We start from the raw sequence: 15,593 nt of genomic DNA, 5'->3' as shown, positions 1-15,593 counted from the left end.
GACCCACGCTGATTCAAAAGAATGCAAATCCGCGTTTTCTGCGTGAACAGCGTCCCGATTTTTATAGTGTAAGGTAATCTGTGCCTGCCTTTCTGAACGGCAGGCATTTTCTTATACACTTCTTATTGACTTCCCTTTTTGCCTCGTTTATCATTCATGTCACAAAGAATAGCACTCTCAAATCGAGAGTGCTAATCATGTAAAGCCATGGTCGAACTCACCGAACGCCAAAAGACGTTGCTTCTATTAATAATCCGCGATCACATCGAATCGGCCGAGCCGATCGGTTCGAAGCGGCTGGTCGAGAATTATCGCCTCGATTATTCGCCCGCCACGATCCGCAACGAAATGTCCGCGCTGACCGAGATGGGATATTTGCGCCAGCCTCACACCTCCGCGGGGCGCGTGCCCACCGAAGAAGGTTATCGCTACTTCGTCAGCCAGATGATGCCGAACGCCGAATTGCCCGAGGCGGTGCAACACACCATCTCGCATCAATTCCACCAATCGCGCGCCGACATGGATCAGTGGATGACGCTCGCCGCTTCGATCCTCGCGCATCAATCGCAGGGCGTTTCGGTCATAACCGCGCCGCACGCCGAGCAATCGCGCTTCAAACACGTGGAATTAATTTCCACGCAGGGACGCCAAGTGCTGATGGTGCTTGTCCTCGTCGGAGGGGAAGTGAGTCAGCAGATTCTGACTTTGGCGGAACCTGTGACTCAGGAGCGACTCAGCCAGACCGCCACGCGTCTTAACGCCCTTCTGGCTGGTCTCGCCGTGGACAATATCTCTGCCCTTGCGACTCCTTCCGACGCGCTCGATCAGGATATCCTCACCCTCATTCGGCAGGATGTGCGCCGCACCGCTGAAAGTAGTTCAGGTGAAATTTATACCGACGGCTTGACCAACGTTTTATCCGAACCTGAATTTGCCGAGTCGGATGAAGCGCGGCGGGCGTTGAAAATTTTTGAAGAGCGATCCACGTTACGCGACCTGCTTGCCCGCACAACAACCAACACCAACATCGGCGGCTTGCAAGTGTTGATCGGCGGCGAAGGCGAATGGGAAGAACTGCGTCAATGCTCGATGGTCATCGCGCGATACGGAGTCCCCGGCATGGCAACAGGGACGTTGGGCGTGTTAGGTCCCATGCGCATGTCGTACACGAAGACGATTCCGACGGTGAGATATGTCGCGGGCTTGTTGAGCGATCTGGTGAATGACACCATTGCAGGTGAATAAGAGTCTATCCAAAACAGGAGCGCGGACTTAAGTCTGCGCTCCGAAGTACTCCGAAATAAACATAAAGAGAGTGAAAGCATGACGAATAAGAAGAACCACAAACACGAAACGCACGAGATCAAGATCGAAGCGGCGGAAATGCCCGAAGCGGAGAATCAGCCGCAAGGGGATGTCGAAGCGTTGAAGCGTCAACTCGAAGATGCGGAAGCGAAACTCGCCGAAAGCGTCGAAGGCTGGCAACGTTCGCAGGCGGATTTCCAAAATTACAGAAAGCGCGTCGAGCGCGATAACGAAATGACGTTTCTCTCGATGAAGAGCGACATCGTCAAGAAAATGTTGCCTGTTCTCGATGATCTGGAACGCGCTCTGCAAAACCGTCCCGCCGACGATGCGTGGGCGAGCGGCATCGAATTGATCGCGCGCAAGTTGCAAAATATTTTAGATGTGGAAGGCATCAAGCGCATTGAGGCAACAGGCGCGGAGTTTGATCCGAGATTCCACGAAGCGATCTCGCATGAGCATAACGAAGATTTTGAAAGCGGTCATGTGATCGAAGTGGTGCAAAACGGATACATGCTCGGCGAGCGCGTGATACGTCCCGCGTTGGTGCGGGTGGCGCAGTAAAAATCATACTGCGTACTGCGTATTACGCAATACGCAGTGGATGTTTGTAATGCGACATTTATGTCGCTTTTGAGTTGCACCAGGGTAAGGGCGACATAAATGTCGCGGTACGAAACACGAATCATAGGAGAACTTTTTACATGGCAAAAATTATCGGTATTGATCTTGGCACGACAAACTCCGTTGCGGCGGTGATGCAGGGCGGGGAGCCTGTGGTGATCCCGTCGGCGGAGGGCGAGCGACTCGTCCCGTCGGTGGTGGCGGTGAATAAAAATGGCGAGCGGTTGGTGGGGCGCGTGGCACGCAATCAGGCGATCACGAATCCGCAGAACACAATTTTTTCGGTGAAGCGTTTCATGGGGCGTAAGTCTGACGACCCCGAAGTGGAACGCACGCGGAAGCGCGTGCCGTATGCGGTGAACGGCGCGGACAACGGCGACGTGCGCGTGCAACTTGGCGAGAAAGAATATTCGGCTCCTGAAGTGTCGGCGATGATCCTCGGCAAGATCAAGCGCGATGCAGAGGCATATCTCGGCGAAACCATCACGCAGGCGGTCATTACTGTCCCCGCGTATTTTAACGATGCGCAACGCAACGCCACCAAAGACGCGGGCAAGATCGCGGGACTCGAAGTCCTGCGAATCATCAACGAGCCGACGGCTTCATCGCTGGCGTATGGACTCGACAAAAAGAAAAATGAAATTATCGCGGTCTACGATCTCGGCGGCGGCACATTCGACATTTCGATCCTCGATGTGGGCGACGGCGTGTTCCAAGTCCGCGCGACGAGCGGCGACACGTTCCTCGGCGGCGACGACTTCGACCTCCGCATCATGGATCATCTTATCGAGCAATTCAAAAAAGACAGCGGCATTGATCTGCACAACGACCGTCAGGCATTGCAGAGATTGAAGGAAGCATCCGAAAAAGCGAAGATCGAACTTTCGACGACGATGCAAACGGAAATCAACCTGCCGTATCTGACCGCCGACGCGACTGGACCGAAACATTTGGTGATGACCCTCACCCGCGCCAAACTCGAACAACTGACAGCCGATCTTGTTGACCGTACGATTGCCCCGCTCAAACAAGCCTTGTCCGATGCGGGATTGCAAGCGAGTCAAGTGAATGAAGTGGTGATGGTGGGCGGCATGACGCGTATGCCTGCTGTGCAAGAACGCGTCCGCGCTTTCTTCGGCAAGGAACCTCATAAAGGTGTGAACCCCGATGAAGTTGTTGCGGTCGGCGCGGCAATTCAAGCGGGCGTGCTGGGCGGCGAAGTGAAAGATATTTTGTTGCTGGATGTAGCCCCGCTCTCGCTCGCCATCGAGACGTTGGGCGGAGTCGCCACAACTCAAATTGAACGCAACACGACGATTCCGACTCGCAAGAGTCAGGTGTTCTCGACTGCAACCGACAGCCAGACGCAAGTTGAGATTCATGTTCTGCAAGGCGAGCGCCCGATGGCGGCGGATAACAAGTCGCTGGGCAAGTTCATTCTCGATGGGATTCCTCCCGCGCCGCGCGGTGTTCCGCAGATCGAAGTGACGTTCGATGTGGACGCGAACGGTATCCTCAAAGTCAGCGCGCAGGATAAGGCAACGGGACGCTCACAACACATCACGATCACGGCTTCGTCTGGTTTATCGGACGCGGAAGTGGAACAGATGAAGAAAGACGCTGAATCTCACGCGGAAGAAGATCGCAAACGCAAAGATTTGATCGAAGCGCGCAATCATGCCGATAACACCGTCTACGCGGCGGAGAAGGCATTGCGCGAGTTCGGCGAGAAAGTCCCTGCTGAGGTCAAAACGGAGATCGAGACGAACGTCGCTGCGGTGAAGAAAGCCGCAGAAGGTGAAGATGTGTCGGCGATCAAATCTGCCACAGACGCGCTAGGGCAAGTGATTCAAAAGATTGGCGCCAGCGTCTACGAGCAGAATCAGGCCGCGGGTGGGGGAGAGGCGGGCTCTACATCCAGTGAGAATCCTGATGTGGTTGAAGGGGAAGTAAAGGAATAGGAAAGTCGAGAATTAGAGGATTGGAGAATTCTCTAATCCTCTAATTCTCTACTCCTCTTGGTTTATGTCTAACGATTATTACGAAACCCTGGGCGTGGGACGGAGCGCGAGCGATGACGAGATCAAAGGCGCGTTCCGTAAGCTCGCGCGTCAGTATCATCCCGATGTGAACAAAGAGCCGAACGCCGAGGAGAAGTTCAAAGAGATCAACGAGGCGTATGGCGTGCTTTCGGATTCGGATAAGCGCGCGCGTTACGATCGCTTCGGCAAAGCGGGGCTGGGCAACTCGGGCGGCTTCCACGATTACACGTCGGACTTCGGCGATATTTTTGAGGACTTGTTCCGCGGATTCGGATTCTCGACAGGTGGCGGGCGTTCGCGTCGGTCGCCGAGGCGCGGGCGCGATCTGCAAATGCAGATTACGTTGACGTTCGAAGAGTCTGTGTTTGGCGTGGAGAAAGAGATCGAATTCCAGCGCGAAGAAACTTGTTCGCATTGCAACGGCAACGGCGCGGAGCCTGGCACGTCGCCTGTGAAGTGCGCCACTTGTAACGGTCAAGGCGAAGTGCGGACTGTGCGGCAAACGTTTTTGGGTCAGATGGTGCAATCGTCTACTTGCCCGACGTGTAACGGACGCGGTGAGACGATCTCATCTCCGTGCAAAACTTGTCGCGGGAGCGGATTGGAACGCAAGAAGGTAAAGAAGAAGGTGCAAATCCCTGCGGGTGTGGATGCGACTATGCAAATCCGTTTAACGGGGGAAGGCAATCCTGGTGAGAATGGCGGACCGAACGGAACCGTGTATCTGATGCTGGATGTGAAGCCGCACAAGTTTTTCAAACGCCGCGAGAATGACATTTTGTTGAATCTCGATATCAACGTGGCGCAGGCGGTCTTGGGCGCGGAAATTGAAGTGCCGACGATTGACGGCGAAGAGAAGTTGAAAATCCCCGCTGGGACGCAACCCGGCAAAGTATTTCACTTGCGAAATAAAGGCGTGCCGCATGTGCGCCGAAGCGGACGCGGCGACCAGTTGGTGCTGGTCAATGTGGCGGTGCCAACCAAGTTGACGAAAGAGCAACGCGAGTTGTTCGAGAAGTTGGCAGAGAGTTTGGGGACGACGGTCAAGCCGCAAGAAAAAGGATTCTTGGATTGGTTGAATGAGGCGTTGGGGGGGTGATGGGGAGAGGAATGGAGAATTAGAGAATTGGGGTTAGAGACTGGAGACTGGTAAATGGTAATTGACGAGTGGACGTAATGACATGATGGGGACGTATGTTATACTGACTCGCGCTATACCATGAGGTTAATGAACGAATGAGTTTGACGAAAAAAAATGGCTGGATATCGTTTTTGTTTTTCATCGGGGCATTGAGCGCGTGTGTGCCATTGGCGGTGTATGCGTGGTTGGGGACATTTTCGCGCTATCTCGCTGATGATTATTGCGCGTCCACATATTTATATTCATCGCAAAATATTGTGGAAGCCACACTGCGGGCGTATTCGTTGTGGGGGAACAGTTACTCGCGTTTGATGTTTTCGCAATTGATCGAGTTGGGCGGCGTGAACGGCATCCGCGTGATGGCGGGCGTGGAACTTGTGATCTGGGCGCTGTTGCTCGCGTGGATGTTCGTCGAGTTGGGAAAACTTTTGCGGGTTCAGATACCGAAAGCGGGATACGTGTGGCTGGCGTGCATGGCGATCGCGTTGAGTTTGTATCAAACATCCGCGTTGTATCAGGTTTTATTTTGGCGCACGGGATTGATTCCCTATTCATTGCCGCTGTTGTGGTTCATCGGCATCGCGGCGTTTTTTCTGGGTTATGTCGAAAAGCCATACGAGAAATCGCGCGCCGTTCGGTTTGGAATCCTGTTTACCATTTTGATCTTCTTCGCAGGCGGATTGAGCGAAACGACATCGGGCATGTTGGTGGGAATCATGTTCGTCGCGGTCGCGCTCGTCTGGTGGACGAAGCGGCTCCATCAACGCCGCGACGTGCTGACGTTTCTCATCGTTGGTTTGCTCACTGCGATCATCGCCATCTCGATCACGGCGGCGTCGCCAGGGACGTCGAACCGTTTGGGCAGGATCATGCGCCAAGAACCAATCTACAATCCCATCGAACTGGCTGGCGATGTGATCCTTTATACGTCGCAGTTTCTTTTGGAAACAACTAAATCGTACCCGACGTTGATTGTTGTCGCGCTGGCGGTGTCATTTGGCGTTGTGTATCTCGCGCTTACAACAAGCCAGAAAGAATTATCGCCTATTCAAACATCGTATTTGTGGACGGCGTTGCTGATCATCCCAATTGTCATTTTCATCGTCATCGGATTCAGTTATGCACCCAGCGCGTTCGTGCGGACGTTCCCTGCGGCGCGCGCGCGATACGCATCCCATTTCGTGTTCATGCTTGGGTTGTTGATCGAAGGCGGCGTGTTTGGAATTTTGATGACGCAGGCGCATTCGGTCGTTCAATTGAAGTGGGTGAAAGTCGCCGTCGCGCTTTTGCTGGTCGCGTTGATCGTTCATCCGATCCGCTCGGCGCCGAGGGTGTATGCGCTTCATTATGAATATCAAAAATTTGCGCAACAATGGGATGAACGCGACGCGCTCATTCAACAAGCCGTTGCGAATGGCGAGACCGATCTCGTCGTCGTGCAATTGGACGCGCCTGGCGGCGTCGGCGAATACAAAGGCAACCCGCGAGATTGGATCAATCGGTGCGTGGCGCGGTTCTACGGTTTGAATTCGATCATCGCACCTTGAAGTCCATGAAAACCGATTTGCAAGCCTCAACCACTCAACCCATCCTCGTCACAGGCGCGCATCGCAGCGGCACCACGTGGGTTGGCAAAATGCTCGCAGGTTCGCAAGTTGCGTACATCAGCGAGCCGTTGAATGTGTTGCATCGTCCTGGCGTGTTGTGCGCGAAGGTGAAGCATTGGTATCAATACGTCTGCGACGACAACGAAGCCGAGTATCTCGCGCCGTTCGAGGAACTGCTCGATTATCGTTATCACACATGGAGCGAGATCAAGTCGCTTCGTTCACTCAAAGATTTTTTACGCATGGGGCGCGATTTCAAAATTTTTTACGACGCGCTCGAACACGGTCAACGCGCCTTGCTCAAAGATCCGTTCGCGGTCTTTTCGATGCCGTGGTTCGCAAAGCGATTCGATTTCAACATCGTCGTCACGGTTCGTCACCCCGCCGCGTTCGCCAGCAGTCTCAAACGCCTCAGCTGGAATTTCGATTTCAACGACCTGCTCGACCAACCTCTGCTGATGCGCGATCATCTTGAACCATATCGCGAACAAATGCAAGCCATCAAAGCGGATGATGTCATCGGTCAAGCCAGTTTGTTGTGGACGATGATCTACCGCACGGTTCATTCGCAGGGACGGCTGAATCGGCATCTCATCATCGTTCGCCACGAAGACCTCTCGCGCGATCCCGTCAACGGCTTCCGCGACCTATACGCCGCGCTGGGCTTGGACTTCACACCTCATGCCGAAAATAAAATTTTGAATTCAAGCAGTTCCGACAACCCGACCGAACTCTCGCGCCGCAAAACTCACTCCGTGAAAATGGACAGTCGCGCCAGCGTGGACAATTGGAGATCGAAACTATCTCCTGACGAAATAAACCGCATCCGCGAGATCACCGAAGACTCTGCACAATTGTTTTACCCCGACATCAACTGGTAACTCAATTACCAATTACTGTTCACTGATCACTAATAACTGCTAACTTTCTCACCCAATGACCACCCCAAAACCTCTCCCCATCGTCTCCATCATCACTCCCTCCTTTAACCAAGCGCGCTACATCGAAGCGACGGTCCAGTCCGTGCTGGCGCAGGATTATCCGCGCATCGAATACATCATCGTGGATGGCGCGTCCACGGATGGGACGGTTGACATCCTCAAAAAATTTGAAGGGCGAATCGCCTCGTGGGTGAGCGAACCAGATAAAGGTCAGACCGACGCGATCAACAAGGGGTTCGCGCGCGCGAAGGGCGACATCCTTGCGTGGATCAATTCCGATGACACGTATGAGGCGGGCGCGGTCGGCGCGGCGGTGAAATTTTTGCAGGGACATCCCGACGTGGGCATGGTCTACGGCGATTGCAACTTCATCAACGAAAGCGGACGCGTGATCGGCAAATTCAACTCGGCGCAAACGGATGAACGCCTGCTGAGGCAGGGATACGTTCACATCCCGCAACAGACTGCGTTCTTCCGCGCGGACTTGTGGCGGCAGGTCGGTCCGCTCGACCCGTCGTTTTATTTCGCGATGGATTATGATCTGTGGACGCGTCTCGCGGCGCGTTCGCGGATACAATATGTGCCGCAGACGTGGGCGAATTTCCGCTTGCACACCTCTGGCAAAACCATCGTCGCCGATGACCGCTGTTGGCCCGAAATGGTCCGTGTGCATTACCGCGATGGCGGCTCGTTCTTTTCAACCATCGTGGCAAAATACTATATCCGTAAACTCATCGCCCCGATCTGGAATTGGCGGCGGCGAAGGATGCTAAAAGATTCAACACAAACCCCGCAAGAGCATCGGGGCAGGTGACACGAAGTACACAAAGTTTAAAAGGCTGAAGGTAGAACTTTTCTGCAAAGACAGTCTCTAATCTCCAGTCTCTAATCTCTAATTCTCTAATTCTCAATTACCATTTACCAATTACCATGCACCTCTTCTCTCCCCCCTCCCTCAACGACCTGATTCGATTACTCAAAGCCTGGCGCTTTTGGGTTCTCGGCGCGATCCTCGGCGCGGCGATCGGCGCGGCGGTTTATTACGTCGCGCCTCCGCCGTATCGCGCGCGTGCAACGGTGGTTGTGGATTTCAATTTGGAAGCGGCGTTCCCGCAAGACACAGACCGTCAATATTTCTACTATCTCGAACGCGAGACTCGCAAACTGGAAGAGATTGCATATTCTGATAGTGTGATGAATCAACTATCTTCCGAGTTTGGGATTCCTGTTGATGAATTACGCGGCGGAAAATTGGAGTTGAGTCAACCCGCGGAGGGCGGCTGGCATTTCTATGCAACGGACGAAACCGTGCGACAAGCGGTGGGGATCGCATCCACGTGGGCGCGGTTGTTTACCGATGAAGTGAACAAGAAAGCCGCCGCTTCCGATGGATTGAATCCGTTCATTCGCGCGGATATGGCTCAGGTGGAGAATTTACCCTCCGAGCGAAGTTTGTCACTAAGCACATATTTATTGATTGGTGCAATTGGCTTCCTTGCCGTGAGCGCGTTTGGGGTTTTGTTTTTTGGCAAAGCAAAATGAAGATTCACGTACCGCGACATTTATGTCGCACTTTTCGAGCTACCATTAAATGGGTAACACGTAGCGACGACTTCAGTCGTCCCATTGCGGCAAAAGCGACTTTTGCTCTTTTTCAAATTGATCGAGCAATAAACCTAACCACTGAGACACGGCGACACAGAGAAAAAATGATTAAAAACTCCGTGACTCAGTGTCTCCGTGGTTCAAATCGGAGCGGAAGGATTGCTCGGTTTAATTGTGATTCTGCAATATGTCGCATTTGCGCTTATGGCGACATAAATGTCGCAGTACGCGCGGGGGCATTATGTCAAAGTTGACGCGCTTCCTGTGGGGCGCGGCGTTGATGGCGTTGCCTGTCACGAGTTTTCGTTACTTCCCAGGCATGGGCGAGGGGACACTTGTCCGTCCGCTGGCGTTTTACCCGATTGCGTTGTTGTTGCCGTTGCTCATCGTTCAATGGATTCGCGGCAAAACAGCTTTCCCACGCGCGGGGGCGTTGACTCCGCTGGCGGGGTTTGTGCTGGTCGTTTTGGTGGCGAGCAGTTTCGGGGCGTGGCTCGATCCGATTCCCTTGCGAGGGCAGGAATATTTCGGGCGTGTCATCCGCGCGTGGGCGACGCTGGTCATCGGCATATCCTTTTTCATCGCCGCCGTGTGGATGAATCGCAACGAAGACGACTTGAAATTTTCGGTGAGATGGATTCTCGCTGGCTTCGCGTTGGACGTGGCATGGAGCGGCGTGCAGGCGCTCGCGTTTTACACACCGATCCTTCCGAAGGTGACGGTCACGCACTGGCAACTCGCCTTCTCGATGCGCGAACTGGTGAAGACGAATCGAGTCTCTGGCATGGCGTACGAGCCCGCGTGGCTCGCGGGGCAGATCGCAACCGTCTATTTGCCGTGGCTGTTCGCGTCATTGCTCACGGGTGTGCGCGTCACGCGCTTTAAGTGGCTTGAAATTATTTTGTTGGGATTCGCAGGTCTATTAATTCTCGCTACCTACTCACGCGGCGGATTACTCACCGCAGGCGCGGCAACCGCGTTGACTTTTTTACTCGTCGGTCGCGCCGAACTTCGCTCCACGTGGACATGGTTTGTTTCAAAAAGTTTAATTTTACGCGCTGGGGTTTTGACTCTCGCAATCGGTGCGATCCTCGGCGCAGGATTGTTCCTCGCTCAAAAGGGATACATCGCGCGTATGTTTGAATCGGATGCGGAGAGCGTGGAGGAGTTCGTCGTAGAAAATTCAGCGGGTGCGCGCTCGGCGTATCTGGTCAGCGCGATGGGCGTGTATGAGGAGAGTCCCGTGTTGGGCGTGGGTTTGGGCGCGAGCGGATTGTACATGTACGATCATCTCCCCGATTGGTCGTTGACGGTCGTGCCTGAAATTGCGAAACAACTCAACCCTGAAAGTAAACTCTATCCGAACCCCAAAAATATGTACGCGCGTTTGCTCGCCGAAACAGGATTGATAGGCTTCGTTCTATTCATCGCGTTTTTATTTTCACTGCTCGCCGATTCGTTGACCGCGCTACAACATAAAAATTCATACGCGCGTTTTCTCGGCATCGCGGGCTTGTTCTCGTGGATCGCCATTGCCATCTATAATGCCACGCAAGATTCATTCGCCACTCCGAATCTTTGGGTCAACCTCGGAATTCTTGCGGGTGTGATGGCGTATGCGTTAGAATCGAATCACTTGCTCCCAACGCCGTCCTCGGCGGCTGAGCAGTTGGAGTCACAATGATCGTCCTTTCCGTTGGTATGCCGCGCGCGGGTTCGGGTTGGCACTACAACCTCATCCACGACCTGATGAAGACCACAGGTTGCGCCGACGCGCGCGACATCCGCGAAAAATATAAACTGCAAAAAATATTGACCGAAGTGAATTGCAACATCGGCGTCCTCTCCGCGCGGCGGTTGGGGATGGTGGCGATCCCCGCGTTGATGGGGAACACATTTGTCATCAAAGCACACGCGGGACCCACGACGACGAGCCGCCTCTTTCAACGGGTGGGCTTGCTTCACATCACCTACATTTATCGCGATCCCCGCGACGCCATGCTCTCGGCGTTCGACTTCGGTCAACGCGCGTTACAAAAGGGACGACCCAATGCCTTCTCGCATCTCACCGACTTCGACAAGAGTCTCGCGTTCATCATGGACTACGTCCGCATTTGGGAGAAGTGGACGCGCGAAAAGAATGTGTTGATCGCGCGCTACGAAGACCTGCTCACGAACTATGACAGCGAGGCGACGCGTCTGGTTGAGTTCCTCCGTCTACGGGCGAACCAGCCCGACGTCGAGAAAGTGATCGAGGCTTTTCGTCCCGAAAAAGGCGAGGGGCAACAGGGTCTCCATTTTTTCAAGGGAAGAATCGGCCGCTTCCGCGAATCCTATTCTGCCGAACAACAGGCAATTTTGAAAGAAAAGATGGGCGCGTATCTCGCTCGTATGGGGTATGAGGCGTAGTCGTAAGCCATCTGTAAGACCGGGCGGAAATTGCATTGTTACTTTTCGAGTATCATTGGAAACATGCGTAAATTTGAAACGCCGTATGTGGCAGACTGGTTGGCGGTTTCCCTGCGCTGGGTGACGCTGGTGGGATTGCTCGTATCGTTGGGACTGCGCGACTTGATCAACGCGGTTTCGCTGACCATTGTTCTGTTAATGGCGTTGTGGAATATTGCCATGAGCGTGTTGGTGGGGATGAACTTGCGCGTCCGTTTCCATCGGCACATTGTGCTGGCTGTTGATTTTGCGCTCGCCGCCTTATTTTTCTATTTGCAGGGCGGGCTGGGCAATGCGTCGGTATGGACTGGGTTGTATCCTATTCTCACCGGCGCGGTATATTTTGAGCTCTTGGGGTCGTTGGTGGTGGGCATCTTATTTATCGCGTGGCAGTTGTTTGTTTCGCGCGCGTCTCTCGTTAATGGTTGGACTTTTTCCATTTCAAATGGATTGACGCTCACTGTGTTGTTCACGCTGGTGTGCGGGGCGGGGGGGCAGATGTTGATGAGGCGTTTACGCTTCCAACGCCGCACCCGGTTGGATGCGGAGGAGCGGCGCAGTAACATGGAAAGCGAACGTCTCCGCGCCATCTATGAATTGACCTCCACGCTGACAGCCACGCTGAGTTACAAGCGCGTGCTCGATTCTGCTCTTGATCTGGGGTACTCTGCGTTGAATCCCACTGCCGATCCCGATGAGCCTGAACTGGATGAGCGGCTGGTGAGCGCCGTTTATTTATTCCGCGGGAATGAATTGCGCGTCGGTTCGGCGCGGCGATATACGAACGCGGATATGCGCGTCAGCCTGCACGGCAACGAGGGCATCCTCAAGAAAATTTTCGACGACGGCGAGCCGCTTCTTTCCACCGACGTGGGGTATGATCCCGAACTCGGACGCATCATTGCCTTGCGGTCCTGCACTGCCGCGTATTGTTTCCCTCTCCGCAGTGGGTTCAATATGTATGGCATGATGCTCTTTGCCCACCCCGACCAGAATTATTTCACGATGGAACGTCGCGGCTTGCTCGATATCATCGGCAGGCAGGCGGTGATCGCGGTGCAGAACGCGCGCCTGTATCAAGACCTTGTGGAAGAAAAAGAGCGCATGGTCGAGGTGCAAGAGGAGACGCGCAAAAAACTGGCGCGCGACCTGCACGATGGACCGACGCAATCCGTTGCGGCGATGGCGATGCGGATCAATATCGCCCGGCGCATGATGACGAAGAATGTCGACGAAGCGACGGATGAGTTAAAGAAGATCGAGGAGTTGGCGCATCGCACCACCAAGGAGATCCGCCACATGCTATTTACGCTTCGACCGCTCATTCTTGAGTCGCAGGGGCTGACCGCCGCGCTCGAAGCGATGGCGGAAAAAATGCGCGAAACGTTTCAACAGAACGTCGTCATCAACGTGGATGAGAAGATGCTCGAAAGCATGGAGATGGGCAAGCAGGGCGTGATCTTCTACATCATCGAAGAGGCAACGAACAACGCGCGCAAGCACGCCAACGCGGTGCACATTTGGGTGAGATTGAGACCTTTTGAAACGGGGATTGCGTTGCTGGAGATCGAAGACGACGGGCTGGGCTTCGATGTGGATGCGGTGAATAGATCATACGATAAGCGCGGCAGTCTGGGCATGGTCAACCTGCGCGAACGGACGGAGTTGGTGAGCGGCTTGCTCAACATCGATTCCGCGCCGGGCAAAGGCGCGAGGATTCAAGTGTACATCCCGCTCACCGAAGAGGCGACGGACCGCCTGCATCACGCGAAGAGGTGAAGTGGGCGGGCGTTAAATAAATTCGCCCATGCCGCGCTTCAAAAACTGACCGTTGCCTGCTTTGCCCATCCACGCATCTCTGTCCACGATTAGCCTTCCTCGCAGGAAAACTTTTTCGGGGTAGCCGATTAATTCCCAATCTTCGTACAAGTTATAGTCCGTGCGTTGATGTGACATGGCGACTCCGTATTTCACTTTCTTTTCGGGGTCCCAGATCACAATGTCGGCGTCTGAGCCTTCGAGCAGGGCGCCTTTGCGTGGATATAGGCCGAAAATTTTCGCGGTGTTGGTAGACATGTACGCGACAAATTGATTTGCAGTGATTTTCCCCGCGCGGACGCCTGTTGTCCATAACACGGGCATACGATCTTGAATACCGGGCAGTCCGTTCGGGATTTTTGTGAAATCATCTTTGCCTAACTCTTTGCCGGGGATGGCGACGGGTTTGCCTTCGTAGATGATCGGTTCCGTTCCATCAAAAAAGAAGGGACAATGATCCGTGCCGACGGTTTGCAGGATTCCTTCGGTCAATCCTTCCCATAGACGCGCGTTGTCATCTTTCGTTCGCATCGGCGGGGAGCAGATCCATTTCGCGCCGTCGGGTTGACGCAAGTTATCCATCGTGAAAAATAAATATTGCGGACAGGTCTCGCCCATCACTTTGACGCCGTGTTCGCGGGCATACTTGAGCATGTCCACTTCGCCGCCTGCGTTCATGTGGACGATGTAGACCGGCGTGTCGGCTTGTTGCGCCATCGCCGCCATGCGGAAGGTCGCTTCCACCGCGCCCCACGCGGGGCGAGTCAACGCGTGCCATTCGGTAGTTGTGTGTCCATTCGCCAATGCTTGCGCGACAAGCGTTTCGATCACGTCGCCGTTTTCGCAGTGCGCCATGACGAGCATTCCGTTGTCCCTGGCAATTTGCAAAGCTTTGAAGATACTGCCATCGTCGAGGCGCAATCGTCCATTGTAGGCGGTGAATACTTTGAGGGTTTGGATTCCCATCTCGCGCAGGGATGGAATCTGTTTGGCGATGTTCTCGTTGAATTGCGTGAGGTTCATGTGGAAGGAATAATCAATGGCGGCTTTTTGGGCTTTTTCGAGCCAGAGGTTGATTGAGTATTTGAAATTGTATTCTCCCTCACCCCTAACCCCTCTCCCGCTGGGAGAGGGGGATTCTGCGAGCGGAACAAAATCCATTGCGGTTGTCGTTCCGCCGAATGCGGCGGCTTTGTGACCGGTGTAATGATCGTCGGAGGAGACGGTGCCGAACATGGGCAGGTCGAGGTGGACGTGCGGGTCCACGCCGCCGGGGAGAATCAGCTTGCCCGACGCGTCAATCGTCAACGCCGAATCAGCCTCAATCGTCGGAGCGACGCGCTGAATCTTTTCATCCTGAATCAAGATATCGGCTTGAAACGTTTTTTCGGCGGTGACGAGAGTCCCATTCTTAATCAATGTCGCCATACGATTCCTGCGCTTCTTTGATTCCCAACAACGCGAGCAACACATCGGGAGGAATGTCCGTTTCGGGGAGGTCAACTTTGTAGAGTTGTTCGTTCTCGGCGCGTTCGCGCAGACTCTTCCAGAGCAGGTCGCGCTCTTCGCTTTGGACGACGAGGTCGTTGAGCAGTTTTGCGTTGAGCAAATATTCGCCCGTTGTGTAGAGGAACGTGAGACGCTTCCATTTGTCGGAATGGATGGGGTCGTTCAATTTCTCCAGTCCGCCGAGTTGAATTTTGAAATACTCCTCTTTCGCGCGCGGATGATGCGCTTCCTCTTTGAGCAGTTCGCCGCGCGTGGTCAGTTCGTGTCCTTTTACTTGGGCGATGAATTCGATCTGTCCGCTGTGATCGCCGAATGCTGAAGGTTGATAAAAGGCGAGATAATCCACCGCGACAACTTTCGGCGCGGTGCGAAGCGGGATACGATACCAGCCGAGCAGACGCGCAATTTCAAGGTCGCGGGGGGTTGGGAGGAGGCAGACGAGGATGAGGGAGGTGGGTTGAAGCACAAAATAATTATACGCCAGCGAGAGTTTCCGATGTCTTTCAATTATTGTTGTTTTCTTGAGCGTGTTTCTCGATGATTGGTTGTGCTG

13 protein-coding genes are annotated in these 15,593 nt (G+C 54.1%); 11 read left to right on the top strand and 2 right to left on the bottom strand.

Annotated features, from left to right (window positions below; genetic code table 11):
• Positions 1-207: 207 nt before the first annotated feature.
• The 11 genes from hrcA (at position 208) to AC16KF_RS16550 (ending at position 13,492) form a co-directional block, all read left to right on the top strand.
• Positions 208-1,245 carry a heat-inducible transcriptional repressor HrcA gene (hrcA, locus tag AC16KF_RS16600; RefSeq protein WP_484038468.1) on the top strand — a complete coding sequence of 346 codons (1,038 nt, stop codon included), beginning with the start codon at positions 208-210 and terminating at the stop codon, positions 1,243-1,245.
• A 78-nt stretch (positions 1,246-1,323) separates the two neighbouring features.
• Positions 1,324-1,869 carry a nucleotide exchange factor GrpE gene (grpE, locus tag AC16KF_RS16595; RefSeq protein WP_484038467.1) on the top strand — a complete coding sequence of 182 codons (546 nt, stop codon included), beginning with the start codon at positions 1,324-1,326 and terminating at the stop codon, positions 1,867-1,869.
• A 140-nt stretch (positions 1,870-2,009) separates the two neighbouring features.
• Complete coding sequence (dnaK, locus tag AC16KF_RS16590) at positions 2,010-3,890, top strand: molecular chaperone DnaK (protein WP_484038466.1); 1,881 nt, start codon at positions 2,010-2,012, stop codon at positions 3,888-3,890.
• Positions 3,891-3,954: 64 nt separating this feature from the next.
• Positions 3,955-5,070: a molecular chaperone DnaJ gene (dnaJ, locus tag AC16KF_RS16585; protein ID WP_484038465.1), complete on the top strand. Its 1,116-nt coding sequence runs from the start codon at positions 3,955-3,957 to the stop codon at positions 5,068-5,070.
• 143 nt (positions 5,071-5,213) lie between these two features.
• Positions 5,214-6,659 (top strand): DUF6056 family protein, encoded by a 1,446-nt coding sequence (locus AC16KF_RS16580; RefSeq protein WP_484038464.1) that lies wholly within the window; start codon positions 5,214-5,216, stop codon positions 6,657-6,659.
• Positions 6,660-6,664: 5 nt separating this feature from the next.
• Positions 6,665-7,600, top strand: coding sequence for a sulfotransferase (locus tag AC16KF_RS16575; RefSeq protein ID WP_484038463.1), 936 nt, complete (start codon positions 6,665-6,667; stop codon positions 7,598-7,600).
• Between the two features lie 55 nt (positions 7,601-7,655).
• Positions 7,656-8,474, top strand: a complete 819-nt coding sequence (locus AC16KF_RS16570; protein ID WP_484038462.1) for a glycosyltransferase family 2 protein — start codon at positions 7,656-7,658, stop codon at positions 8,472-8,474.
• Positions 8,475-8,590: 116 nt separating this feature from the next.
• Complete coding sequence (locus AC16KF_RS16565; RefSeq protein ID WP_484038461.1) at positions 8,591-9,202, top strand: YveK family protein; 612 nt, start codon at positions 8,591-8,593, stop codon at positions 9,200-9,202.
• 304 nt (positions 9,203-9,506) lie between these two features.
• Positions 9,507-10,949, top strand: a complete 1,443-nt coding sequence (locus AC16KF_RS16560) for an O-antigen ligase family protein (protein WP_484038460.1) — start codon at positions 9,507-9,509, stop codon at positions 10,947-10,949.
• Positions 10,946-11,674: a sulfotransferase domain-containing protein gene (locus AC16KF_RS16555; protein ID WP_484038459.1), complete on the top strand. Its 729-nt coding sequence runs from the start codon at positions 10,946-10,948 to the stop codon at positions 11,672-11,674. Before AC16KF_RS16560 ends, AC16KF_RS16555 begins: the two co-directional genes overlap by 4 nt.
• Positions 11,675-11,737: 63 nt before the next feature.
• Positions 11,738-13,492 (top strand): GAF domain-containing sensor histidine kinase, encoded by a 1,755-nt coding sequence (locus AC16KF_RS16550; RefSeq protein ID WP_484038458.1) that lies wholly within the window; start codon positions 11,738-11,740, stop codon positions 13,490-13,492.
• A 12-nt stretch (positions 13,493-13,504) separates the two neighbouring features.
• Here the strand turns inward: AC16KF_RS16550 and hydA are convergent, their stop codons facing one another.
• The gene (gene hydA / locus AC16KF_RS16545) at positions 13,505-14,959 is read right to left on the bottom strand and encodes a dihydropyrimidinase (protein WP_484038457.1); all 1,455 of its coding nucleotides are present in this window, start codon (positions 14,957-14,959) and stop codon (positions 13,505-13,507) included.
• Complete coding sequence (locus tag AC16KF_RS16540) at positions 14,943-15,506, bottom strand: hypothetical protein (RefSeq protein ID WP_484038456.1); 564 nt, start codon at positions 15,504-15,506, stop codon at positions 14,943-14,945. The genes hydA and AC16KF_RS16540 overlap by 17 nt, the downstream gene beginning before the upstream one ends.
• Positions 15,507-15,593: the final 87 nt, after the last annotated feature.

The organism is Candidatus Defluviilinea gracilis (genome assembly GCF_057138825.1).
This window is presented reverse-complemented; position numbering and strand designations above follow the sequence as displayed.

Coding starts and splice junctions, on each gene's coding strand:
- hrcA (WP_484038468.1), top strand. CDS start 208: ATGGTCGAACTCACCGAACGCCAAAAGACGTTGCTTCTATTAATAATC.
- grpE (WP_484038467.1), top strand. CDS start 1,324: ATGACGAATAAGAAGAACCACAAACACGAAACGCACGAGATCAAGATC.
- dnaK (WP_484038466.1), top strand. CDS start 2,010: ATGGCAAAAATTATCGGTATTGATCTTGGCACGACAAACTCCGTTGCG.
- dnaJ (WP_484038465.1), top strand. CDS start 3,955: ATGTCTAACGATTATTACGAAACCCTGGGCGTGGGACGGAGCGCGAGC.
- AC16KF_RS16575 (WP_484038463.1), top strand. CDS start 6,665: ATGAAAACCGATTTGCAAGCCTCAACCACTCAACCCATCCTCGTCACA.
- AC16KF_RS16570 (WP_484038462.1), top strand. CDS start 7,656: ATGACCACCCCAAAACCTCTCCCCATCGTCTCCATCATCACTCCCTCC.
- AC16KF_RS16565 (WP_484038461.1), top strand. CDS start 8,591: ATGCACCTCTTCTCTCCCCCCTCCCTCAACGACCTGATTCGATTACTC.
- AC16KF_RS16560 (WP_484038460.1), top strand. CDS start 9,507: ATGTCAAAGTTGACGCGCTTCCTGTGGGGCGCGGCGTTGATGGCGTTG.
- AC16KF_RS16555 (WP_484038459.1), top strand. CDS start 10,946: ATGATCGTCCTTTCCGTTGGTATGCCGCGCGCGGGTTCGGGTTGGCAC.
- AC16KF_RS16550 (WP_484038458.1), top strand. CDS start 11,738: ATGCGTAAATTTGAAACGCCGTATGTGGCAGACTGGTTGGCGGTTTCC.
- hydA (WP_484038457.1), bottom strand. CDS start 14,959: ATGGCGACATTGATTAAGAATGGGACTCTCGTCACCGCCGAAAAAACG.